Source organism: Asticcacaulis sp. (assembly GCF_047605585.1).
Classification (GTDB): Bacteria; Pseudomonadota; Alphaproteobacteria; order Caulobacterales; family Caulobacteraceae; genus Asticcacaulis.
Window position 1 is genome coordinate 83,982 of the sequence record NZ_JASGFK010000009.1, and the last position, 23,641, is coordinate 107,622.

At 61.1% G+C, this 23,641-nt stretch carries 20 protein-coding genes; 12 read left to right on the forward strand and 8 right to left on the reverse strand.

What is annotated here, in order from left to right:
• The first annotated feature begins 21 nt into the window (after positions 1-21).
• From bamA to lpxB, 7 genes are read left to right on the forward strand one after another with little or no spacing between them, the layout of a single operon-like run.
• Positions 22-2,454, forward strand: coding sequence for an outer membrane protein assembly factor BamA (bamA, locus tag QM647_RS16985; RefSeq protein ID WP_414996742.1), 2,433 nt, complete (start codon positions 22-24; stop codon positions 2,452-2,454).
• 25 nt (positions 2,455-2,479) lie between these two features.
• Complete coding sequence (locus QM647_RS16990; RefSeq protein ID WP_414996743.1) at positions 2,480-3,202, forward strand: OmpH family outer membrane protein; 723 nt, start codon at positions 2,480-2,482, stop codon at positions 3,200-3,202.
• Positions 3,203-3,221: 19 nt separating this feature from the next.
• Entirely contained in the window at positions 3,222-4,271 is a 1,050-nt protein-coding gene (gene lpxD, locus QM647_RS16995; RefSeq protein WP_414996744.1) for a UDP-3-O-(3-hydroxymyristoyl)glucosamine N-acyltransferase, read from the forward strand.
• The gene (gene fabZ, locus QM647_RS17000) at positions 4,268-4,756 is read left to right on the forward strand and encodes a 3-hydroxyacyl-ACP dehydratase FabZ (protein WP_414996745.1); all 489 of its coding nucleotides are present in this window, start codon (positions 4,268-4,270) and stop codon (positions 4,754-4,756) included. The genes lpxD and fabZ overlap by 4 nt, the downstream gene beginning before the upstream one ends.
• The gene (lpxA, locus tag QM647_RS17005; protein ID WP_414996746.1) at positions 4,753-5,547 is read left to right on the forward strand and encodes an acyl-ACP--UDP-N-acetylglucosamine O-acyltransferase; all 795 of its coding nucleotides are present in this window, start codon (positions 4,753-4,755) and stop codon (positions 5,545-5,547) included. Before fabZ ends, lpxA begins: the two co-directional genes overlap by 4 nt.
• Positions 5,548-5,573: 26 nt before the next feature.
• Positions 5,574-6,413 (forward strand): LpxI family protein, encoded by an 840-nt coding sequence (locus QM647_RS17010; RefSeq protein ID WP_414996747.1) that lies wholly within the window; start codon positions 5,574-5,576, stop codon positions 6,411-6,413.
• Positions 6,394-7,563: a lipid-A-disaccharide synthase gene (gene lpxB, locus QM647_RS17015; RefSeq protein WP_414996748.1), complete on the forward strand. Its 1,170-nt coding sequence runs from the start codon at positions 6,394-6,396 to the stop codon at positions 7,561-7,563. The genes QM647_RS17010 and lpxB overlap by 20 nt, the downstream gene beginning before the upstream one ends.
• A 141-nt stretch (positions 7,564-7,704) precedes the next feature.
• Here lpxB and gltA read toward each other — a convergent pair whose 3' ends face one another.
• Together gltA and gltX are read right to left on the reverse strand one after the other, a co-directional pair.
• The gene (gltA, locus tag QM647_RS17020) at positions 7,705-8,994 is read right to left on the reverse strand and encodes a citrate synthase (RefSeq protein WP_414996749.1); all 1,290 of its coding nucleotides are present in this window, start codon (positions 8,992-8,994) and stop codon (positions 7,705-7,707) included.
• A 92-nt stretch (positions 8,995-9,086) separates the two neighbouring features.
• Positions 9,087-10,499, reverse strand: a complete 1,413-nt coding sequence (gene gltX / locus QM647_RS17025) for a glutamate--tRNA ligase (protein WP_414996750.1) — start codon at positions 10,497-10,499, stop codon at positions 9,087-9,089.
• A gap of 97 nt (positions 10,500-10,596) precedes the next feature.
• Here gltX and QM647_RS17030 point away from each other — a divergent pair, with 97 nt between their 5' ends.
• Positions 10,597-12,759, forward strand: coding sequence for a ComEC/Rec2 family competence protein (locus QM647_RS17030; RefSeq protein ID WP_414996751.1), 2,163 nt, complete (start codon positions 10,597-10,599; stop codon positions 12,757-12,759).
• Here the strand turns inward: QM647_RS17030 and lexA are convergent.
• From lexA to QM647_RS17050, 4 genes are all read right to left on the reverse strand, one after another.
• On the reverse strand, positions 12,756-13,457 hold the full coding sequence (gene lexA / locus QM647_RS17035) for a transcriptional repressor LexA (protein WP_414996752.1): 702 nt from the start codon (positions 13,455-13,457) through the stop codon (positions 12,756-12,758). The two genes, QM647_RS17030 and lexA, sit on opposite strands and share 4 nt — an antisense overlap.
• Before the next feature lie 192 nt (positions 13,458-13,649).
• A complete protein-coding gene (trpC, locus tag QM647_RS17040; RefSeq protein ID WP_414996786.1) occupies positions 13,650-14,441 on the reverse strand; it encodes an indole-3-glycerol phosphate synthase TrpC in 792 nt (263 codons plus the stop codon).
• A 77-nt stretch (positions 14,442-14,518) separates the two neighbouring features.
• Positions 14,519-15,535, reverse strand: coding sequence for an anthranilate phosphoribosyltransferase (gene trpD / locus QM647_RS17045; protein ID WP_414996753.1), 1,017 nt, complete (start codon positions 15,533-15,535; stop codon positions 14,519-14,521).
• The gene (locus QM647_RS17050) at positions 15,528-16,121 is read right to left on the reverse strand and encodes an anthranilate synthase component II (RefSeq protein WP_414996754.1); all 594 of its coding nucleotides are present in this window, start codon (positions 16,119-16,121) and stop codon (positions 15,528-15,530) included. The genes trpD and QM647_RS17050 overlap by 8 nt, the downstream gene beginning before the upstream one ends.
• Positions 16,122-16,260: 139 nt before the next feature.
• Here QM647_RS17050 and QM647_RS17055 point away from each other — a divergent pair, with 139 nt between their 5' ends.
• Complete coding sequence (locus tag QM647_RS17055) at positions 16,261-16,584, forward strand: hypothetical protein (RefSeq protein ID WP_414996755.1); 324 nt, start codon at positions 16,261-16,263, stop codon at positions 16,582-16,584.
• Positions 16,585-16,588: 4 nt separating this feature from the next.
• Here the strand turns inward: QM647_RS17055 and trpE are convergent, their stop codons facing one another.
• Positions 16,589-18,091 carry an anthranilate synthase component I gene (trpE, locus tag QM647_RS17060; protein ID WP_414996756.1) on the reverse strand — a complete coding sequence of 501 codons (1,503 nt, stop codon included), beginning with the start codon at positions 18,089-18,091 and terminating at the stop codon, positions 16,589-16,591.
• An 11-nt stretch (positions 18,092-18,102) separates the two neighbouring features.
• Positions 18,103-20,043, reverse strand: coding sequence for a SurA N-terminal domain-containing protein (locus QM647_RS17065; RefSeq protein ID WP_414996757.1), 1,941 nt, complete (start codon positions 20,041-20,043; stop codon positions 18,103-18,105).
• A 321-nt stretch (positions 20,044-20,364) separates the two neighbouring features.
• On the opposite strand from QM647_RS17065, the gene tpiA reads away from it, so the two are divergent.
• The 3 genes from tpiA to QM647_RS17080 all read left to right on the forward strand — a co-directional run bounded on the left by tpiA (position 20,365) and on the right by QM647_RS17080 (position 23,612).
• A complete protein-coding gene (tpiA, locus tag QM647_RS17070) occupies positions 20,365-21,117 on the forward strand; it encodes a triose-phosphate isomerase (protein ID WP_414996758.1) in 753 nt (250 codons plus the stop codon).
• A 158-nt stretch (positions 21,118-21,275) separates the two neighbouring features.
• Positions 21,276-21,875: a preprotein translocase subunit SecG gene (secG, locus tag QM647_RS17075; RefSeq protein ID WP_414996759.1), complete on the forward strand. Its 600-nt coding sequence runs from the start codon at positions 21,276-21,278 to the stop codon at positions 21,873-21,875.
• A 102-nt stretch (positions 21,876-21,977) separates the two neighbouring features.
• The gene (locus QM647_RS17080) at positions 21,978-23,612 is read left to right on the forward strand and encodes a CTP synthase (RefSeq protein ID WP_414996760.1); all 1,635 of its coding nucleotides are present in this window, start codon (positions 21,978-21,980) and stop codon (positions 23,610-23,612) included.
• Positions 23,613-23,641: the final 29 nt, after the last annotated feature.

Genomic DNA, 23,641 nt, shown 5'->3' on the forward strand with positions numbered 1-23,641 from the left:
ACCACGCTTACAAGAGGCCATATGACCTTTACACGCTCCCTCACTCTCGGCGTCAGCGTACTGGCCCTGAGCCATCTGGGCCTTCTCGCCACGGGCGCCCATGCCCAGGATGCGCAGACTCCGCCGGCTCCGGACGCCCCGCCGCCTGCCGCTGCCGCGCCGGCAGCCGGGGAAGCGGCACCGGATGCGCCCCAGGCCGAGCAGCAGGCAGCCCCCGAACAGACGGCCTATGTCGATCACATCGTCATTTCGGGCAATGAGCGGATCGATTCGCAGACCATCATCTCCTATCTTCCGTTCCAGCCGGGCGTGACGGTCGATTCGCAGCTCATCGACCTCGCGGTCAAGACTCTGTACCGCACCGACCTGTTCTCCGACGTCCAGATCGCCATGAATGGCAATGAAATGGTCGTAACGGTCGTGGAAAGCCCGATCATCAACCAGGTGGTCTTCGAAGGCAACCACGCCATGACCAAGGACAAGCTGCGCGACGAAGTGCAGATCCGTCCGCGCGGCGTGTTCACCAAGGCCAAGGTGCAGGAAGACGTCCAGCGCATCATTGAACTGTACCGCAAGGGCGGTCGCATCGCCGCAACGGTCACGCCGAAGATCGTTGAACTGCCGCAAAAGCGCGTCGACCTGATCTTCGAAATCAACGAAGGCCCCAAGACCGGCGTTTCGACCGTCAACTTCATCGGCAACCATGCCATCCCGGACAGCGAGCTTCAGGGCGTGGTGGTCACCAAGAAATCGCTGTGGTGGAAGTTCTTCTCATCGAACGACAACTACGACCCGGACCGCATGGATTATGACCGGGAACAGCTGCGCAAGTATTACACCAATCGCGGCTACTACGATTTCCGCGTCATCTCGGCAGTGGCCGAGCTGACTCCGGACCGCAAGGATTTCGCCATCTCCTACACGCTGGATGAAGGCGAGAAGTACAATTTTGGCCGTATCACTATCAAGACCGACAATGACAAGCTGAAGGCCGAGAACCTGCAGCGCGCCATTTCGATTCGTCCAGGTCAGCTTTATGAAAGCGACCGTGTCCAGAAGGCGGTCGATGACCTGACCTTCGCCGCGGGCGCCGCCGGTTACGCCTTTGTCGATATTCGCCCCTCGGAAGAGCCCGATCCGAACACGCACAATGTCAACCTGGTCTTCAATGTCCATGAAGGCGCGCGCGTCTATATCGACAAGATCAACATTGTCGGCAACACCCAGACGCTCGATAAGGTCATTCGCCGCCAGATGCTGGTGTCGGAAGGCGACGCCTATAACAAGGCGCTGATCGAACGCTCCAAGATGTATGTCCGCGGCATGGGCTATTTCAAGCAGGATGACACCGGCGTTGCGATCACCGAAAAGCCGTCGAATGTGCCGGGCAAGACCAATATCGAGGTCGCTGTCCAGGAGCAGCCGACCGGCGAACTGTCATTCGGCGCCGGCTTCTCGTCGGTCCAGAAGTTTATTCTCGATATCTCGATCGCCCAGCAGAACTTCCGCGGCACCGGCCAGCAGGTGCGGGCTCGCGTGCAGACCGGCTCGATCCAGAAGACGATCGATTTCTCCTTCACCGAGCCGCATTTCATGGACCGCGATGTCTCGGCCGGCTTCAGCCTGTTCAAGAGCTCCTACGAATATAGCGGTGTCGACTATTCTACCGACTCCTGGGGCGGCGGCCTGAACCTGGGTTACAGCCTGAACGGTTTCTCCAGCCTGCGTCTGCGCTACAACTTCCGCAGCGACGATATCACCTATTCGTCCTCGAGCGACTGTAACGGCCTGCTTTACAGCTGCGGCACCGGTATCACCTCCAGCGTCGGTTACTCGCTCGCCTTCGATCGCCGTAACGATTATGTCCAGGCGACACGCGGCTGGAGTTTCACACTTCGTCAGGACTTCGCCGGTCTCGGCGGCGATGTCAAATACGTCAGCACCGAACTTGAAGGTCACTGGTATCACGGGTTCAAGAAGGATATGATCCTGCACCTGGCCGGTACGGCGGGCTCGATCACGCCGCTGGCGGGCGATGCAGTCCGCATTAACGACCGCTTCTTCAAGGGCGGCGATTCGATGCGCGGTTTCGAATATGCCGGTATGGGGCCGCGTGACACCTCCAGCGGTTATGCGCTCGGTGGCCAGAACTACGCCATCCTGTCGACCGAACTGGGCATCCCCAACGGCCTGCCGGATCAATACGGCCTTAAAACCGCTCTATTTCTCGATTTAGGTACACTGGGCGGTGTCGACGATCGCCTGAAGGTTGACTCCAGTGGCCAGCCTGACACGAGTATCGTCGATGATATGTCCCTGCGGGCCTCCGCCGGCATCACCATTCGCTGGAAGTCTCCCATGGGACCAGTTCAGTTCGATCTGAGCCAGGTTCTGTCGAAAGAGTCCTACGACAAGGTTGAAAACTTCCGCTTCTCGCAATCCACGCAATTCTAATCCATACCCTGAGATGAATAACACTATGAAAAAAGCATCGCTCCTCCTCATCGCTTCCGCCGCCGTCCTGATGGGCGCCGCCGGCACCCAGGTCATGGCCCAGGCCGCCGCCCCGGCTGCGGCCCCAACGGCACCTGCTCCCCCCACGCCGCCGACCTTCGGCGCGCCGCTCGCCGGCCAGTGCGTGCTGGACGAACAGACCGCCATGGCGACCTCCAACATGGGCAAGGCCGCTTCGGACCGCCTTGGTCAGCTGAAGGGCCAGGTTGACGCTGAACTCAGCGCCGAAGGCAAGGGCATTGAAGACGAATACAAGGCCCTGTCCGCTTCGCAAAAGACCAGCGCCGCTACCCCGGCCGGCAAGACCGCCTGGGAAGGTAAGGCGCAAGCCTGGGAACAAAAGCGCCAGACGTTCCAGAACAAGGTGCAGCAGCGTAACCAGGAAATGCAGTACACCCAGCAGGAAGTCATGCAGGCCATTTTCCAGAAGATGATCCCGCAGATCAACGCCGTGGTCACCGCCAAGAGCTGCGCCACTGTTATCTCGGCCGACTCCCTGTTGCATTATGACATGACAGCGAATACCAATGGTGCTCCGACTCAGACCAGCTTCCTCTACGCCAATCCTGCGATGAACATCACTTCGGCGGTCGTGGACAAGATGAATGCGTCGGGCGAAACCCTGCCGGCCTTTGACCGCGTGAAGCTGGATCAGCCGGCCGCAGGAGCCGCAGCCCCAGCGAAGTAAGACAGAGATAACGCCGTATATGCCTGATCCCCGTTTTTATGATGTCGATTCCCAAATCGACCTGGATCAGGTGGCGGCGATAACCTCCAGCCGGCTCATTGCGCCGGAAATGAAGGGGAGTGGGCTGATTACGGCCTGCGCCCCTTTGTCGTCTGGGGGGCAGGGCAGCGCCGCCTTCTTCGCCGACCGCCGCTATCTCAGCCAGCTGCATCAATCGAAGGCCGAGTTCATCTTTGTATCCGCCCCCCATGCCGACCAGGTGCCGGCCGGCAGTATCGCCCTGGTCGCCGCCAGTCCACAGGCGGCCTGGTCGCGGCTGGCGGCCCGGCTTTACCGGACAAAACGACATGAAGGCACGGAGGCGGTGCATCCGACCGCCCGACTCGAAGAAGGCGTGACCCTCGGCGTCGGCGTGGTTATTGGTCAAGGCGCCGAAATCGGTGCGGGCACCCGTATCGAGGCCTATGCCGTGATCGGTCCCGGCTGCCGGATCGGGCGAAATTGCCGTATCGGTGCTCACAGTACCGTCTACTGCGCCCTGATCGGCGATCGCGTACAAATCCTTTCCGGCGCCCATATCGGTGAGGCTGGTTTCGGAGTCAGCGGTGACGCCAAAGGGCTGGTCGATGTACCTCAGCTGGGCCGAGTTATCCTGCAGGACGATGTCAGCGTCGGTTCGGGCACCTGTATCGACCGTGGCGCCTATGATGATACGGTGATCGGGGACTCGACCAAGATCGACAACATGGTTCAGATTGGCCATAATTGCCAGGTTGGACGTAACTGCATCCTGGCAGCCCATACGGGCATTTCGGGTTCGGTCACCATCGGCGACGGCGCCATGTTCGGGGGGCGGGCGGGTGTTATCGACCACATCGACGTGGGCGCCGGCGCGAAAGTGGCCGCTGGTGCCTGTGTTTTCAAGGATGTGCCGGCCGGCGCCACGGTGTCCGGCTTCCCGGCGCGTCCGTCACGCCAGTTCCTGCGCGAAATGGTCTGGCTGGAAAAGAACGCAATGACTAAAGACACAAAAGACAGTGACAAGAATAAGGGGCAAGAACCTAGATGAGCACGACCGCTGATAACACGCCGGAGACGGTTGAGTCTCAGGCCAGCGTGGATTATGCCGAAATCCTCAAGCGCATTCCGCACCGTTATCCCTTCCTGCTGATCGATCGCGGCGAGGACTGGGTGAAGAACAAGTCGATGGTTGGCATCAAGAACGTCACCTTCAATGAACCGTTCTTCAATGGCCACTTTCCGGAGAACCCGGTCATGCCCGGTGTCCTGCTGATCGAGGCTATGGGCCAGACCGGCGCCGTGCTGATGTCGAAATCTTTGGACGCAGATGTTGAAGGCAAGACCATCTTCTTTATGTCGGTGGATGGTGTAAAGTTCCGCAGTCCGGTGCGTCCGGGCGACGTGGTGCGCATGCCGGTCGAGGTCGTGCGTCATCGCGGCGATATCTTCAAATTCCGCGGTGAGGCCTATGTGAACGACAAGATCGTCTGCGAGGCCGAATTCGCCGCCATGGTGGTCGAGAGCCCGAAATGACAGTAACCATTCACCCGACGGCGATTGTCCATGATGGCGCGCAATTGGGCGCGGACGTTTCCATCGGTCCTTACTGCATTGTCGGACCTAAGGTCACGCTCAATGATCGGGTTAGTCTTAAATCGCATGCCGTCATCGATGGTCTGACTGAAATCGGTGCGGACAGCGTTATTCATCCCTTTGCCTGCCTGGGCGGTCCGCCGCAGCACCTGGCGCACAAGGGCGAACCGACGAAGCTGACTGTCGGCGAGCGGACGCTGGTGCGTGAACACGTCATCATGCATACCGGTACGGAAAAGGGCGGCGGTGTCACTGTGGTCGGCAACGACTGCATGTTTATGGCGGGCTCCGGCGTGGCACACGACTGCATCCTGGGTAACAACGTCATCATGGCGAACCAGGCGTCGATTGGCGGCCACGTACAGGTCGGTGATTTTGTTTTCCTGGGCGGGTCGTGCGCCGTGCATCAGTTTGCGCGGCTGGGCCGGTATTGCTTTATTGGCGGCGGCGCCATCGTCACCAAGGACGTCATTCCCTATGGGTCGGTCTGGGGCAATCACGCGCGTCTGGAGGGGCTGAACCTGGTCGGCCTGAAACGCCGCGGGTTCTCGCGCGAACTGATCCTGGCGCTACGCACGGCCTATCGCATGATGTTTGCGGAGGAAGGCACCTTTCAGGAGCGTCTGGACGATGTGCTGGAGAACTTTTCGGACATCGACCAGGTGGTTGAAATCGTGCGCTTTATCCGTGAGGATTCGAGCCGTCCCATTTGCCTGCCGTCGGATAACTGACGTGGCGCCTCTGACAGAGGATACGTATGCCTGATAGCAAGATCGCCTTGATTTCCGGTGGCGGTGCGCTGCCGGTCGAGATCGCCCGTTATCTGCGGCGCACCGGACGCCCGTACATCGTTATCCGCATCGAAAGCCTGTCCGATGAGGCGCTGAATGAACATCCCGGCCATACGCTTGGCTTGGGCGATTTCATGAAGCTGTTTGAAATCCTCTCGACCGAGCAGTGCAAGGCTGTCACCATGTGCGGTTATGTTCAGCGGCCAGATTTCGACACGATGAAGCGTGACGATGTCGGCGCCAGGGTGCTCCCGACCATCCAGATGGCCGGCCGTGGCGGGGACGACTCCCTGCTGCGGCAACTGGCCAGCGTCATTACCGCCCAGGGCTATCATATCGAAGGCGCGCACGAGGCCAATCCAGAACTGCTGATCGGCAAGGGCCTGCAGATCGGTCCCGATCCCTCGCCGGAGGCCATGGAAGACGCGCTGGAAGCCCTGCGCGTGGCGGCGGCCATCGGCACGCTTGATATCGGCCAGGCCGTGGTAGTGGCCGGTCGCATCACCCTGGCGGTGGAGGCACAGGAAGGCACTCAGGCGCTGCTGGCGCGCATCGGCACGCTCAATCCCGCGCTCACAGGCACGCTTGCGAAACGCAAGGGAGTTCTGGCCAAGCTCGCCAAACCCATACAAGACCTGCGTCTGGACATGCCGACCATTGGCCTGCAGACCGTCGAAGATGCCTCTGGAGCTGGCCTATGCGGCATCGTGGCAAAGAGCCATGCTCTGCTGATCGTCGACAAGCCGGCGGTCTTCGCCCGCGCCGCCGAACTGGGCCTTTTCATCTATGGCCACGATGAGCATTAAACGCATCATGGTGGTGGCCGCCGAAGCCTCTGGCGACGCCCTCGGGGCCGGCCTGATTGTCGAACTGCGCCGCCAGGCGCCCGAGGGCAGTCTGAGCTTTTGCGGCGTCGGCGGGGCGCGCATGGCGGAGCAGGGGGTGGTCAGTCCCTTCAATATTTCCGAACTGTCGATCCTGGGGCTGCTGGAAGGCGTAAAGGCCTACGGCCGAGTCATGAAACGCGTGCGAGAAACCGCCGCCTATGCGCAGGCTGAGCAGCCGGACGTGGTCATCCTTGTCGATTCCTGGGGCTTTACCCTGCGTGTCGCCCATGCCATCCGCAAGCTGATGCCGGGGGTCAAGTTGATCAAATATGTCGGGCCGCAAGTCTGGGCCGCGCGGCCAGGCCGGGCGAAGACCCTGGCGCAATCGGTCGATCTGCTTCTGGCCCTGCATCCAATGGATCCGCCGTTCTTCGAGGCGGCGGGCTTGAAAACGGTCGTGGTCGGCAATCCGGCCCTGAGCATCGATTTCTCTGATGCCACCCCGGCGGCCTTCCGCCAGCGCATCGGATTGGGAGACGCGCCTTCATTGCTGGTGCTGTTGGGCAGCCGGCCGGCGGAGATCAAGCGGCTGTCTCCCATATTCGCCGAGGTGGTAGCGCGCCTTCAAGCGGCCCGACCCGATCTGCGACTGGTCATGCCGGTGGCCGATACAGTGCGCGATCTGGTCGAGCGCCGCATTGCCGAATGGCCGGTGAAGCCGCTTCTGGTCTATGGCGAGGCCGACAAGCATTCCGCCATGCAGACGGCCACCCTGGCCCTGGCCTGTTCGGGCACAGTCTCGACCGAGCTGGCCCTGGCGGGGTGCCCCATGGTTATCGCCTACAAGGTCGAACCACTGACCTACTGGGTTTACAAGCGCATCTCGACCCTGAAGCATGTCACCATGTTCAGCATCATGGCCGACAAGCGCATCGCACCGGAATTCATCCAGGACGACTGCACGCCCGATAACCTGATCAAGGCCGTGGAAGACCGGCTGGACGACACCGCCTTGCGTGACCGGCAGGTTCAGGAGCAGTTCGAGGCGCTGGATGTCATGGGGCGCGGGCAGAGACCGCCGGCGGAAAAGGCGGCGGCGGCGGTGCTGGAGTTTCTTGCTGTCGTGTAATGAGGTTTGGGGTCCGTGCCCCTATATCTTCATCTATCCAATAAAAAAGCCCTGTCCTCTGGACAGGGCTTTTTTATTGCAAGGAAAGGCTTGGGGACCCAGGAAACGTTCTTTGGCGCCAAACCCCATTCCCGAAACCGATTAACCGCGTTGCGAGATCGGCGTATAATCACGCTGCGCCGCACCGGTATAGAGCTGACGCGGGCGACCGATCTTCTGCGAAGGATCCTCGATCATTTCCTTCCACTGGGCGATCCAGCCGACGGTGCGCGCCAGGGCGAACAGCACGGTGAACATGGTGGTCGGGAAGCCCATGGCCGACAGGGTGATGCCGGAATAGAAGTCCACGTTCGGATAGAGCTTGCGCTCGATGAAGTATTCGTCGCTCAGGGCGATCTTTTCCAGTTCCTTGGCGACCTGGAACAGCGGATCGTTCTTGTCGCCCACGGCTTCCAGAACCTCGTCGGCCGACTGCTTCATAACGGTCGCGCGCGGGTCGTAGTTCTTGTAGACGCGGTGACCGAAACCCATCAGCTTGTACTTGCGGTCCTTGACGCCGGCGATGAATTCCGGAATGCGCTCCGGCGTGCCGATTTCCTTCAGCATGTTCAGCGCTTCTTCGTTGGCGCCGCCATGCGACGGGCCCCACAGGCAGGCGATGCCGGCGGCGATACAGGCGAACGGATTGGCGCCCGACGAACCGGCCAGACGGACGGTCGAGGTCGATGCGTTCTGCTCGTGATCGGCGTGCAGGATGAAGATGCGGTCCATGGCCTTGGTCAGGACCGGGTTCGGCACATATTCTTCAGCCGGCACGGCAAAGCACATGCGCAGGAAGTTTTCGGCATAGGACAGCTTGTTCTGCGGATGCACGAAGGGCTGACCGACGCTGTACTTGTAGGCGCGGGCAGCGATGGTCGGCATCTTGGCGATCAGGCGGTGGGCCGAAATCTCACGCTGCTTCAGGTCATGGATATCCAGGCTGTCATGATAGAAGGCAGACAGGGCACCGACGGCACCGGTCATGATGGCCATCGGGTGGGCATCGCGGCGGAAACCGGAGAAGAAGCGGTCAAACTGCTCATGCAGCATGGTGTGACGGGTGATCGAGGTCTCGAAAGGCTCGAATTCGGCTGCGGTCGGCAGCTCACCGTGCAGCAGCAGGTAGCAGGTTTCCAGGAAGCTGGACTTTTCCGCCAGCTGGCCGATCGGGTAGCCGCGGTGCAGCAGAACGCCCTGGTCGCCATCGATGAAGGTGATCTTGCTTTCGCAGGAGGCGGTAGAGGTAAAGCCCGGATCATAGGTGAAGGTATCGGTGCCGGCATAAAGCTTGCGGATGTCGACAACGTCCGGTCCGAGCGTGCCCTTCATGACGGGCATCTCGACGGTTTTTCCTTCGATATTGATTTGGGCAGAATTGGTTTGGCTCATATTACGCTACCTCAAAAAAGGTTAGGCCGCTTTTGCGGACCTGTGTGCGGCGCACCTAAATCGGCGTCGCGCCTGCTTTACAAACTGTAATCCTAAATGAAAAGACCCCCTGTTAGCCGAACGAGGCTCTCTTCGCGGCCCAATGACGCCAAAAGCCTGGAAATATCGGGCGCGGGGTGGCCGGCCGACATGACCCCACGCAGTACCGGGCCGATTTTACCAAAGCCAATGCCTTCATTTTCAACGAATTTTTTCAATTGTCCGTCAATATAATCGGCGTTCCAGTCACTCCACTGCAACACATTTTCGTGAAAACGATTGAGGCGAGAAATTGTTTCCTCGGTCAGAAGATTTTTTGTCTTTTCGTCCAGCGGCACCGGGCCTTTCGCTATGGCGAAGTGGGTCGCCTCGGCCAATTGCACGATGGTCTGGGCGCGTTCTTTCACCAGGGGAATCGTGCGCGCGAGGGTAGCGCGAACCTCCGGCGAATCAAGATGGCCGGTGGCGACCAGTTCGGCAGCCACCAGATCGACCAAACGGTCATTATCGGCCGCGCGTATCCAGTGGGCATTGACCGAGCCAAGCTTGGCGAAATCGAGGCGGGCCGGGGCCTTGTTGATATCGACGATATCGAACCACGAAATGGCCTGGGCATCGTCGAAGATTTCATCGTCGCCGTGCGACCAGCCAAGACGGGCCAGATAGTTGCGCATGGCTTCGGGCAGGTAGCCCAGCCCCTGATAATCACCAATAGCCTGGGCGCCATGGCGCTTGGAGAGCTTGGCGCCATCCGGACCGTGAATCAGTGGAATATGGGCGAAGGTCGGTACCGGCCAGTCCAGCGCCATATAGATCAGGCTCTGGCGGGCGGCATTATTGAGATGGTCGTCGCCACGGATGATGTGGGTGATGCCCATGTCATGGTCATCTACAACCACAGCCAGGTTGTAGGTCGGGGTGCCGTCGCTGCGTAGCAGGATCAGGTCGTCCATGTCCTTGGTATTGAAGGTGACCTCACCCTGGACGGCATCCGGCACCACCAGCGTATCGGCCAGCGGTCCCTTGAAACGGATGACGTGCGGTTGTGCAAGGTCCTCGGCCGTGGGAGTGCGGTCGCGCCACGGCGAACGCAGAGCATGGCCGGCTTCGCGCGCGGCCTCGCGGGCGGCATCGGTTTCCGACGGTGTCATGAAACAGGCATAGGCCCGGCCTTTCGTCACCAGTTCGGCGACGGCGGCCTTGTGGCGGTCTTCGCGCGCGTGCTGGAAGATGATCTCTTCATCAGCTTGCAGGCCCAGCCAGTCCAGCCCCTCGAAAATGGCGTCGACGGCCGCCTTGGTCGAACGCTCGCGGTCGGTGTCCTCGATGCGGATCAGGAATTTGCCGCCGGTATGTTTGGCATAGAGCCAGTTGAACAGGGCCGTGCGCGCGCCGCCGATATGCAGGTAACCTGTCGGAGAAGGCGCAAAACGTGTCACGACAGCTTGCGGTTTCGGTGTAGTCATGGTCAGTTGATCCGCTGGATAGGGGGCAGTTTGGGGGTCTTATAGCTCTCTTTGGCGGCAACCCAAGTCCTTTGTCACATCTAAAGGCGCGCTTCGCTTGGATTCCGCATTTCTTTTCCTCAAAAGCCGGATCGGCGAGGTGGCGGCGCTGCAGACGGGGCGCCTGTTCCTGTGGCTGCCGGTGGCGCTGGGGGCAGGGGCGGCTGCCTATCTCTTCCTGCCGTTCGAGCCGGCCGTCGGGTGGGTGATGATCCCCGCGGCAGCAGGTGTGGGCCTTTGGATGGCAGCTCGGCAATACGGATTGCCGGGTGTCTGGCTGAACCTGCTCACGCTGGTGGCGGTGTTTTTGATAGGCGTGGCGGTCTGCAAGCTGAGAACCGAGCATGTCCGGGCGCCTGTGCTCAGCGCCGAGATCAGCACCTATACGCTGGATGCTTTTGTCATCGATGTAGTATCGCCCAGCGAAGACCAGCCGCGCCTGTTGCTGGCGCCGATAGTCATGCGAGGCGTGCGGCCGGAGGACACGCCTTTGCGATTGCGGGTCTCGTTGCGGCCGGGGATGATAGAGGCCGCCGGGTTGAAGCCGGGCGATGCCATCTCGATGTTCGCCCTGCTCAATCCACCGCCTCCACCCAATATGCCGGGCGGCTATGACTTCGCCCGGACTGCCTGGTATCAGGGTATCGGTGGCGTCGGACTTGTGCCCGGCACGCCGCGCGTCATCCAAGCACCGCCGCATAACTGGCGGCTGGACCTGGTTATGAAACTGAACCGTCTGCGCTGGTCGATCACCGAGAAGCTGGTGCGCACGACCGCGCCGAACTGGCAAAATGGCCGGGCGATTGGCGGCTTCGCGGCAGCGCTGGTGACGGGGCATGAGCAGTTCATCCCGCAAAGTCTGATCGGCAACATGCGCGATTCTGGACTGGCGCATATATTGTCGATCTCCGGCGTCCATATGGCGATAGTCGGCGGCTTTGTCTTCTTTGCCCTGCGCGGACTGATGGCCTGCGTACCGTGGCTCGCCCTGCATGTGCCTATCAAGAAATGGGCAGCGGGCTTAAGCATCCTCTGTATACTACTCTATCTCGCCCTGTCGGGATCGCCGGCGCCGGCGGTACGCTCAGCCGTAGTCGCCTGTGTGGCCTTTGGCGCCATATTACTCGACCGACGGGCCTTAAGCCTGCGCGCTCTGGCCATTGCTGCCATTGTGGTGATCTGCCTGACGCCGGAAGCGGTCATCCAGCCCGGATTTCAGATGTCGTTCAGCGCCACCGCTGCCTTGCTGGCACTGGCGGAAAGCCTGCAGAGACCTGTTGGCGAGATCAGCGTGCCGATGTGGGTCAAAGCCATCCAGTCGGCTGTGCATGGCTTGTGGCTGTCATTGTTGGCCTCTATCGTCGCTACTGCCGCCACAACGCCTTTCGCCATCGCCTATTTCAACCGCTTTTCGGTCTATGGTCTGCTATCCAACCTGTTCGAGGCACCGGTCACGGCCTTTGTGGTCATGCCGGCCCTGGCGGTGGGCACGGTCTTTTCGGCTACGCCTTTCGGGGGGATATGCCTGCGGATAGCCGGTGTCGGACTATGGCTAATTGAGCGGATTGCCGCGCTGACCGCAGGCCTGCCGCACGCTGTCATTAACTGGCCGAGCGCACCGGGCTATGTGCTGCCCATATCCTTCCTGGGGCTGATATGGACATGCCTCGTGCGCGGACGCATCCGCTGGATCGGGTTGATTGCGGCCTCGGCCATATTGTGGTGGCCACGCGTGACACCGCCGGATATCTGGATCGATGCCGAGGGCGGCAATGCAGCCATCCGAAAGGGTGATGCCGCCTATGTTTTAAGGCCGAAGGTCCGGCAGTATGGCTTTACGCAGTGGAGCCAGCATTATGGCCTTAAGGTGCGCGATGAAGGGCTACGAGACATGGACTTTGCCTGCAAGGGTTATGGCTGTACGCCCTTGCCGCAGGGGGCATTCCGTGTCGGTTTCTGGTTCAGCAACAAGCCGCCCAAAGCTGACCGCCTCACTGACTTGTGTCACGCAAGTGATTTGATTGTTCTGCGTAACCCAGTCGGGGACTGGCCGGTGGACTGCACTGGCGTAAATCATATCAGCGCTGGCGATTTCCGCGACATGGGCGCAATGGAACTGACGCGCACAGAAAAGGGCTGGACGATCAAGGCCGCCCAGCCCTTAAGAGGTCACCGTTACTGGTCCCATCCTTCGGAGGCCGAAGGGGAGGCCACTTATTAATGGTACTTGCGCATCAGGCCGACCAGACGCCCCTGAACCCTGACCTGACCGTCATTATAGATCTGCGTCTTGTAATTCGGATTAGCGGCTTCCAGGGCAATGGAGGCGCCCTTCTTGCGCAGGCGCTTGAGTGTGGCGGTTTCGTCATCGACCAGGGCAACGACGATTTCGCCGGATTGCGCGCTGTCGGTCTTCTTAATGACGACAAGATCGCCATTGAGGATGCCGGCATTGATCATCGAGTCGCCCTCGATTTCGAGAACATAGTGCTCACCGGCCCCCAACATCGATTCCGGCACGCGCAGGCGGTCGCGCTCATGGCCCATGGCTTCGATCGGCACGCCAGCGGCAATCTTGCCCAGCAGGGGGAGTTCGCGGGTATCGTCATTGACTGCTTTCGGCGTTTCAGCGGCCGGTTTGCTGCCCTCAACGACCTGCGGCACAAAGGCCTGACGGCCGCGCGGCGGGGCGGAGGCGGTGGCCTGGTCCGGCAGCTTGATGACTTCGAGCGCGCGGGCCCTATGCGCCAGGCGACGGATAAAGCCGCGTTCCTCCAGGGCGGTGATCAGCCGGTGAATGCCGGACTTGGAAGCGAGATCCAGTGCCTCCTTCATCTCGTCGAAGGAGGGCGAAACGCCGGCCTCCTTAATCCGTTCATGAATGAACATCAGGAGTTCGCGTTGTTTGGTCGTCAGCATGGCAAAACCTCAAGCATCGCTCGGCCCGCCAAAAATGCGGGAACAAGTCATGAACCTATGCTCGATGTTCTATATGTGTTCTTGTTAATGTCAAGCTAACGCTGAACAAATTTCGCCAGATTATCGATCTGATCAGGTGACATCGATAATCTGGCATTTTGTTTCAACGCACTTTTTAATCCGAAAAGTGCTCTAAACGGCCAGTAGATTTTTCGTAGCTTCAGTCACATCGCCTTGCCGCATCAGGCTTTCACCGACCAGCATGGCCTTTGCGCCTGTACGAGCCAGACGCCTGACATCGAACGGTGTGAAGATGCCGCTTTCAGCCACCAGAATATGCTCCTTGGAAACCATCGGCGCCAGGGCTTCAGTGACGGCCAGATCGACATGAAAATCCCTGAGATTTCGGTTGTTTATACCGATCAGCTTGGATTTTAGCTTAAGGGCGCGTTCCATTTCACTGGCATCATGAACCTCGACCAGGGCGTCCATGCCGTAGTGGTGGGCGGTATCGATGAGGTCGGCGGCCAGGGCATCGTCGATCATCGCCATAATGACCAGGATGGCATCGGCGCCAATGGCCCTCGATTCGGTCACCTGCCAGGTATCGACGAGAAATTCCTTGCGGATACAGGGCAGGGAAACGGCGGCGCGGGCCGACTGGAAGTGCGATTCGTGGCCCATGAAGCTGGGGTTGTCCGTCAGGATCGACAGACAGGTGGCGCCGCCAGCCTCATAGCACTGCGCCAGATAGGTGGGGTCGAAATCCTCGCGAATCAGCCCCTTGGACGGGCTGGCCTTCTTGATCTCGGCGATCAGGGACAGGCTGCCGGCTTGCTGGTTGGCGACGAGGGCGCGAGCGAAGCCGCGCGCGGGACCGGCCGCCCCGATGTGGGCTTCCAGATCGCCCAGCGTGGTATTGGTGCGGCGCACGGCGACGTCTTCGCGCTTGTATGTAGCGATCTTGTCGAGGATATCCAGCATATCATTTTCCTGAGGCATGGTGTCTCCAACCTATCATGCCGCGTCATCACGCGGGATAAACACTTGCGTTATATGGGTTATGCGGCCGCCGTGACCCGGATCAGGGTATCGAGTGCCTGGCGGGCCCGGCCGTCATCGATGACCCGTGCGGCCAGCTCGACGCCTTCGCGCAGGGTTTCCACGGTGTCGGCCACCAGGAAGGCGGCAGCGGCATTGAGCAGAACGATATCGCGATAGGCGCCTTTTTTACCATCGAGCAGGGCCGCCAGTTCTTTGGCATTATGTTCAGGCGCACCGCCGGTGATATCGGCCAGGGCGGCGCGTGGCAACCCCACGGCTTCAGGCGTGATCTTGAACAGGCGGACAAAGCCATCGCGCCATTCGGCGACATCGGTTTCCCCCGTGGTGGTCAGTTCATCGAGCCCGGAACCATGCACCGACCACGCCTTGACCGCGCCTAACTGGCCGAGCGCCTGAGCGATGGGCTCGACAAAGCGCGGCGAGGGCACGCCGACCACCTGACGCTTCGCGCCGGCCGGATTGCTGAGCGGGCCCAGCAGGTTGAAAATGGTGCGGAAACCGAGCTGCTGACGGATCGGCGAGACATGACGCATGGCGCCATGGTGCGACTGGGCGAACATGAAGCAGATACCGGCCTGATCCAGTGCCGCACGCTGTTGTTCGAGCGTGGCTTCAATATTGACGCCGAGGGCTGCCAGCACATCGGCCGTGCCGGATTTCGAGGTGATGGCGCGATTGCCGTGCTTGGCCACCTTCAGCCCGCCGCCCGCCGCCACGAAACCCACGGCGGTCGAGATATTCAGCGTATGCAGCCCATCGCCGCCGGTGCCGCAAACATCGATGACCTCATACGGATGGTCAAGATGGATGGCGGCCTTGCGCATGGCGCGGGCGCAGGCGGCGATTTCGCCGACCGTCTCGCCGCGAATGCGGATGGCAGTGACGGCAGCGGCCACCTGGGCCGGAGTCGGTTCGCCGCGCAGGCAGGCGGAAAAGAACTGTTCGGCGTCATCTTCGTTGAGGGTCTGGCCTTCGGCGAGCTTGGCCAGCAGGGGCTTGAAGGCATCAGACATAGAGGTTGTGGCTTTCGATGCCGGCCAGTTCGAGGAAATTGGCCAGCAGCTGGTGGCCGCCTTCGGTAGCGATCGATTCCGGGTGGAATTGGACGCCGTGGATCGGGCGGGTCTTGTGCTGCACGCCCATGATCTCGCCATCGTCGGTCCAGGCGGTGACTTCCAGGTCAGCCGGCAGGGTTTCGCGCTTCACGGCCAGCGAATGGTAGCGCGTGGCGGTGAACGGATTGGGCAGCCCCTTGAAGATACCGGTGTTGCTGTGATGGATCAGGCTGGTCTTGCCGTGCATCAGGGTCTTGGCGCGAATGACGTCGCCGCCATAGGCCTGGCCGATCGACTGGTGGCCGAGGCAGACGCCGAGCACCGGCATATCCTCTGGCGCGGCGCGTAGCAGCGGCAGGCAGATTCCGGCCTGATCGGGCGCGCAGGGGCCTGGCGACAGCAGAATGGCCTTCGGTGCCAGGGCCAGGGCATCCTGCACGCTCAGGGCATCGTTACGCCAGACCTGTGTTTCCGCGCCCAGTTCCGCAAGGTAATGGACGAGATTATAGGTAAAGCTGTCGTAATTATCGATCACCAGGATCATGGCTGCCCTCCGCGACGAGCGTCAGGCATTACAAAACACATGACGCAACACGGCGTATGTAAGCAAAAGCGTTCCGCTTTCCAAGCCAAAACATCGCGAGACTTTTGCATACGGGCAAATCACCTTAATCTGTGCGGTCATGAAGACGATTCGAGACGAGGATACAGCCGGAGGCGACAGGCAGGATGAGCGCCTGGATGCCGCATTCGACCTGCTGCAGACGCCACCACGCGTGCGCCTACCCGGTGTTGTGCCCCTGCTGGCTGGATGCGCCTTTATTGGTGCGGCGACCCTGCTGGCCTATGTCTATACCAAGAACCCGATGATCAGCGCCACGCCTGGCAAGCCCGCCACCACGGCAAGGCATGCCGAACCGGCGAGCAAGGCGGATTTCGAGATTTCCAGCACTGCCGGCGAAACGGTGACCGAAGCCATTCCGCTGGGCAGCGAGTCGGCGCGCTAAGCCGTTAGTTCTGCTGGTAGGTGTAGCGCCAGGCGTCCTGGGCGGCCCGGATCAGGGCGCCGGCCTTGTGGCAGGTTTCCTCATATTCGGTCTGCGGCACGCTGTCGGCCACCACGCCGGCACCGGCCTGCACGTACATCATCTGGTCCTTGAACAGGGCCGTGCGCAGGACGATGCAGATATCGACACTGCCGCCGCTGGAGATATAGCCGACGCCGCCGCCATAGACGACACCACGCTTGACCGATTCCAGCTCGTCGATGATCTCCATGGCCCGTACCTTGGGCGCGCCGGAAAGCGTGCCGGCGGGCAGGGCGGCCAGCAGGGCATCCACAGCATCGACATCGTCCGGTGCATCGCCCTCGACATTGGAGACGATGTGCATGACATGGCTGTAGCGTTCGATGACGAACTTTTCGGTGACGCGCACGCTGGCCGGCTTGGCGATGCGGCCGACATCATTACGGCCGAGGTCGAGCAGCATCAGATGTTCCGACAGTTCCTTCGGATCGGCCAGCAGTTCCTTTTCCAGCGCCTTGTCCTGTTCCGGCGTCTTGCCGCGCGGGCGGGTACCGGCGATCGGACGGATGGTCAGCTTGCCATCGCGCACACGCACCAGGATTTCCGGCGACGAACCGGCCAACTGGAAGTCACCGAAATTCAGGTAATAGAGATAGGGCGACGGGTTGTGACGGCGCAAGCTACGGTAGAAGGACAGCGGATCGAGATGGAACGGCGCCTCGAAGCGATGGCTAGGCACCACCTGGAAGATATCGCCGGCAGCGATATACTCTTTCGAGGCTTCGACCATGCGGCCGTAATCGAGCGCCGAGGTCGGCGACATCAACGGTTCCTGATTATGATCCGTCGCTGTCGGCTGGGCGGCAAGGGGCACGCGCAAGTCGGACTCGACGGAATCGAGGCGGGCCAGCGCGGCGCTGTAGGCATCCTGGGCCGACTGAGCGTCCGGCCAGACCGGACTGGCCAGCAGGATTTCATGCGCCACATTATCGAAGACGCAAATCACTGACGGGCGCACCAGGCAGGCATCCGGCAGGTTCAGCGGGTCCGGATTGGCGGCGCCAAGCGGCTCCATCAGACGGATCATGTCATAGCCGAAGACGCCGAACAGGCCGGAAACCATCGGGGGCAGGCCTTCGGGGATCTCCATGCGGTTGGCGGCGACCAGAGCGCGCAGGGAGTCCAACGTTGGCAGGGCTTCCGGCGTATAGCAGGCCGTCGCGATGTCGGGGCCGCGCGCCAGTTCGGCCTTGTCGCCGAAGCAGCGCCATACCAGGTCGGGCGAAAGGGTAATGATCGAGTAACGGCCTGACAGCGAGCCGCCCTCGACCGATTCGAACAGGAAAGAATAGGGACGGCAGCGCGACAGCTTGAGATAAGCCGAAACCGGCGTTTCCAGGTCGTCGATCAGTTTGCGGCAAACGATATAGGGCTTGCCCGCCTCGTACACTTTCGTAAAGGCGCCTTCACTGGCGGCTAAGGTCACGGCCTCTCCGATCACTTCTTCTCTTCCGTCTTGATGGTGTCTTTTTGCGCTTTCGGATCGGCCGGGGTCACGCCCAGGGCCGAGGCCGCGGTGTTCGGATAGACCTCGGTCTTGACGGCCTTGCGGGCAGCGCTCTGGGTGGTCAGGGCGATGTCGCGCTGGATGCTCTGGGTCATCTGGCCCTCCATCATCGCGGCCATGGAATTGGCCTGCTGAGCGTCCGGCTGGCGGATGGCATCAATATGGCCAACGGCGATATTGACCTGGTTGAGCTGCGTGCTGAAACTGTCACCGGCCTGTCCGGCGAAGATACGGCTGGCCAGTTGATCCGGCAGGCCGGTCTGCTGGATGGTGGCGCGGTTCAGATTATTCAGCGGCTTGACCTGGGCATTGAGGCTGGCGGCAACGGCTGCGATGGATTCACCCTTCTTCAGGCGCTCCAGTGCCTTGTTGGCCAGATCCTGCACAGCGGAGCCGACCTTTTCGGCCATCCAGTATTGCGCCAGTTCGCCTTTGATCTGGGCCAGCGGCGGCGCACCGGCGGGCTTCACGGCATCGAGACGCACGGCGAAATACTGCCCTTCGCCGAGTTCCTCGACATCCGAGGCCGAACCGGCCGACGGCAGGTCATAGATGGCCTTCACCAGGGCGGTGAACTTCGAATAGTTGGCCTGCCGATTGTTGGTCTGGCCTTGGGCTGTCATCGGCTCAAGCTTGATGACGGTCAGGCCGAGTTCCTTGGCGGTGGTCTCGAAGTCCTTGCCGGCGCGGATAGCATCGGAGAAGGCGTTCGAGTCCTTGTTGACACGGTTGGCGGCCTGTTCCTTGACATAGCTCTGCGCCAGTTCGGCATGGAGGCTTTCATAGGACGGAGTCGAGCCGGTCTTGATCTCGCCCATCTTGATAACGGCGAAGCCGAGTTCGCCCTGGAGGGCAGGCGAAATGTCGCCAGTCTTCAGGCCACCAAAGGCGGCGGCGGCGATCTTGGCGTCCGGCACGTCCTTCTGGGCCTTACCGGTGTAGGGGATGACCTGGCCCTTGTGCGCCTTGGCGGCGTCTTCCGGCGACTGGCCGGATTTCAGGGCGGCGGAAATGGCGTCGGCGTCGGCCTGGGACTGGGCGGTCACCACCTGGAACGAACGGGTTTCCGGCGTCGCCAGCGTCTTCAGGCGATCGTCATACATCTTGCGGACGGCGGTCTCATCGACGGGGATCGACTTCAGATAGACGTCCGGATCGAAGCGCACGACCGAGGCCTGACGCAATTCGGGCATCTTCAGTTGTTCGAGGCGCGAATTATAGAAGGCGGTGAGGTCGGCATCAGTCGGGGCCGCCGGCATTGTGATGTTCTTCTCGTTGAGGATGAAGACGCTGGCGTCCCGCGCCTGCATGTTCATGGCCGCCTGGGTCGCCGCATAGATGCGTGGCGCCTTGAAGCCGGAAACCGCGGCAGTGATGTATTGCTGGCTGGCGATTTCATCCGAGAAACTGTCTTCGAGCTGCTTGGCCGTCATCTGTGCCTGAGCCAGGCGCTGACGGTAGATGTCGGCGTCGAAACGGCCAGTAACGCTGTTGAAGAAGGCCGGATACTTGGCGATCTGGGCCAGGATCATCTTTGCCGACGGCTTCACGCCGATCGAATCGAGCCAGGCATTGAAGGCGGTCTGGTCGGCCAGCTCATTGAGCAACTGGACGTGCTGGCCGCTCTGGACCAGTTCGTCATTGCTGATGCTTTGCCCCTGATTCTGCTCGGCATAGTTCTGCTTGTAGCGCTCGATGTCGCTCTTGAACTCGGCGGCGCTGACACTACGCTTGCCGGCGGTCAGCACATTGTCGCCGCCCACCTTGCTGAAGACATCGCGCAGGCCAAATACGGCGAACGACGCCACCAGCAGCACCATCAGGCCTTTGAATATCCAGGACTTGGTGAATTCACGGAAGAGGGTGATCATCGTTCGTTATCTATCCTGTGGGCGCGGCAAAAGGGTCCGTAATGTGTCACGGACCGGAAGCCGCCATTATGTGGCTGTGTCTTACGGCACGAATAAGGCTGTTACAAAGGGATTTTATCGCTTTCAAGACTTTTCTTGTCCACGCGCCGCACGCAGCAATCTTGCGGCAGTGCATCAAGTTTCGCTTGGCTTGCCGACAAGGGAGAGGCTATGTTTTACGCGGCCTTCGCATTTGCCTTCCGTACGACCGCTCGCCAGAAGCGGCGCCGGAGACCGACCGGGCAGGGCAAGCCGCAAAAACAAACCAACACAAGAGATATAATGCCACACCGACATCTTATCGCCGGCAACTGGAAAATGAACGGGGTCAAGGCCTCGCTCTCCGTTGCCGAAGCGATCGCCGCGCAAAGCCGAAGCCACACGGCGCGCGTGGCCCTTTTTCCGCCGGCGACCCTGTTGCCGCTCATGGCCGATGCTCTGAAGGGAACGGACATCATCCTGGGCGGGCAGGATTGCCACCACGCCGATTCCGGCGCCTATACCGGCGATATTTCGGCCGCCATGCTGAAGGACGCCGGAGCATCCATGGTCATTCTCGGCCATTCCGAACGCCGCCACGGCCATCTGGAGCCCTGCGCCCTGGTGGCGCGCAAGGCGAAGGCGGCTCTGCATGCCGGGCTGGAGCCGATCATCTGCATCGGCGAGACGCTGGATCAGCGCCAGGGCGGACTGACCATTCCGGTCCTGTTGCGGCAGCTGGCCGACAGCCTGCCCGATGAGCTGGCGGGGCATGATTTTCAGGTCTCCTATGAACCGGTCTGGGCCATAGGCACCGGGCTGATCGCCTCGGACGCGCAGATACTGGAAGCCTTCGCCCTGATCCGCCGCTATCTTGATCAGCGTTTCGGTCCGCATGTCGCGCCGCACCTGCTTTACGGTGGATCGGTCAAGGCCTCGAACGCAGGCCAGGTGCTGGCACTGGAAGGGGTCAGCGGGGCTCTGGTCGGCGGGGCTTCGCTTACCGCTGAGGACTTCCTGCCCATCATCGCGGCGGCGGATACGGCGCCCGTATAGGGCACCCCTTGTAATTATCCGCGTCCGCCATATTTCTGTTGGGCAATTACCGCTTGCCCTATGGCGTTTCCCGCAAAGGGATGCTAAGGGCGTGCAACTTCCTGCTGCGGGTGTCCTGCGAGCGGGCGCTTATACATGATTGAGAACCCAAGACCGACATGCTGTTTGCCATTCTTCTGACCATCCAAATCCTCGTCAGCGTCAGCATGGCGGGCCTGATTCTCATCCAGCGTTCCGAAGGTGGCGCGCTGGGCATGGGCGGTGGCCCTTCCGGTTTCATGTCGGCCCGTGGCGCCGGCAACCTCCTGACCAAGGCAACTGCGGTCCTGGCCTTCATCTTCTTCGCCAATTCGATCGGCCTGACCATCGTCGGCAATTTCTCGCAACGCGCCACCTCGGTAGTCGACAAGGTCGATACCAGCGGCCTGACGGTCGATACCTCCGGCCAATCGGCGGCATCGGCGGCAACCTCCTCATCCACTTCGGCCGCGCCGTCTCTGAGCGATCTGCCGCTGGCAGGCGCCGCCCCGGCCTCGTCTTCGACGGCTCCCGTGGCGCCGGCCCTGAACAGCAAGCCCGCCGCCCTGCCGGCGCCGCTCAAGCTGCCAGCCAGCAGCTCGGCCTCGTCCTCGGTTTCCGAAAAGCAGGTCGAAAAGGCCAAGGAAAGCATCTGGCAGACCTCGTCCGCTTCTGCGGCAAAGCCTGCGTCCGCCTCCGCGACACCCTCCAGCGCCGCGACGTCTTCGGCTTCGAAATAAGTCTTTCGGGCGTTTACAGGCCCGCGATTTAAAAACACCTGTTTCCGGCCCACGGGGATCGCTCTCCGTGGGTCAACCTGATTTTTATGGTACTGAACTGATATGGCCCGTTTCGTATTTATCACTGGCGGGGTGGTTTCCTCGCTTGGCAAGGGTTTGGCATCGGCGGCCCTGGGGGCCTTGCTCCAGGCGCGCGGCTTCAAGGTGCGCCTGCGCAAGCTGGACCCCTATCTGAACGTCGATCCGGGCACGATGAGCCCGTATCAGCATGGCGAGGTCTTCGTTACCGACGATGGCGCCGAAACCGACCTCGACCTCGGCCACTATGAGCGCTTCACCGGCGTAAACGCCCGCAAGAGCGACAACATCACGACCGGCCGCATCTATTCCAACATCATCGAAAAGGAACGCCGCGGCGACTATCTCGGCGCCACGGTCCAGGTCGTGCCGCACGTCACTGACCAGATCAAGCAGTTCGTGGTTTCCGATCAGGGCGATGCCGACTTCATCCTGGTGGAAATCGGCGGCACGGTGGGCGATATCGAAGGCCTGCCGTTCTTCGAAGCCATCCGTCAGCTCGGCCAGGAACTGCCGCGCCGCCAGTGCTGCTTCATCCACCTGACCCTGCTGCCTTTCGTCAAGACGGCCGGCGAGATGAAGACCAAGCCGACACAGCATTCGGTCAAGGAACTGCGCTCGATCGGCATTCAGCCCGATATCCTGCTGTGCCGCTGCGAGCAGGAGATCCCGGCCGAGGAACGCCGCAAGATCGGCCTGTTCTGTAATGTGCGCGAGACCGCCGTCATCCAGGCTATGGACTCTGAAAACATCTACGCCGTGCCGATCGACTACCATCGCCAGGGCCTGGACGTAGAAGTGCTCAACGTTTTCGGCATTGAGGACGCGCCGGCGCCGGATCTGTCCATGTGGAAGGACATCACCCAGCGCTATTCATATCCGGATGGCGAGGTCTCCATCGCCGTTGTCGGCAAGTACACCGTGCTGAAGGATGCCTACAAGTCGCTGATCGAGGCCCTCTATCACGGAGGCATGGCCAATAATGTCCGCGTCAAGATCGACTGGGTCGAATCGGAAACCTTCGAGGGCGCGCCGGACGCGGTGATTGAGCGGCTGGAAAACGTCCATGCCATTCTGGTGCCTGGCGGCTTCGGCGAGCGCGGCGCGCTCGGCAAGATCGAGGCGGCGCGTTTTGCCCGCGAGAACAGTGTGCCCTATTTCGGCATCTGCTTCGGCATGCAGATGGCGGTGCTGGAAACGGCGCGCCACCTGGCCGGCATCAAGGAGGCCTCCTCAACCGAGTTCGGCCACACAAATGAGCCGGTGGTCGGCCTGATGACCGAATGGCTGAACGGTAACGAACTGACCCAGCGCGCGGCTGGCGGCAATCTGGGCGGCACGATGCGCCTGGGCGCCTTCGACGCCAAGCTGAAGGAAGGCTCGCTGGTCTCGGAAATCTATGGTGGCACGGACGTCTCCGAGCGCCACCGTCACCGCTATGAAGTCAACCGCGACTATATCGAGCGCCTGGAAGCTTGCGGACTGCAATTCAGCGGCATGTCGCCCGATGGCCTGCTGCCGGAAATCGTCGAGCGCCCGGAGCATCCGTGGTTCGTCGGCGTGCAGTATCACCCGGAACTCAAGTCGCGCCCGTTTGCGCCGCACCCGCTGTTCCAGAGCTTCATCGCCGCCGCCAAGGTGCGCAGCCGACTGGTTTAGAATGAAAAATCCCGATCTGAGAACAGATC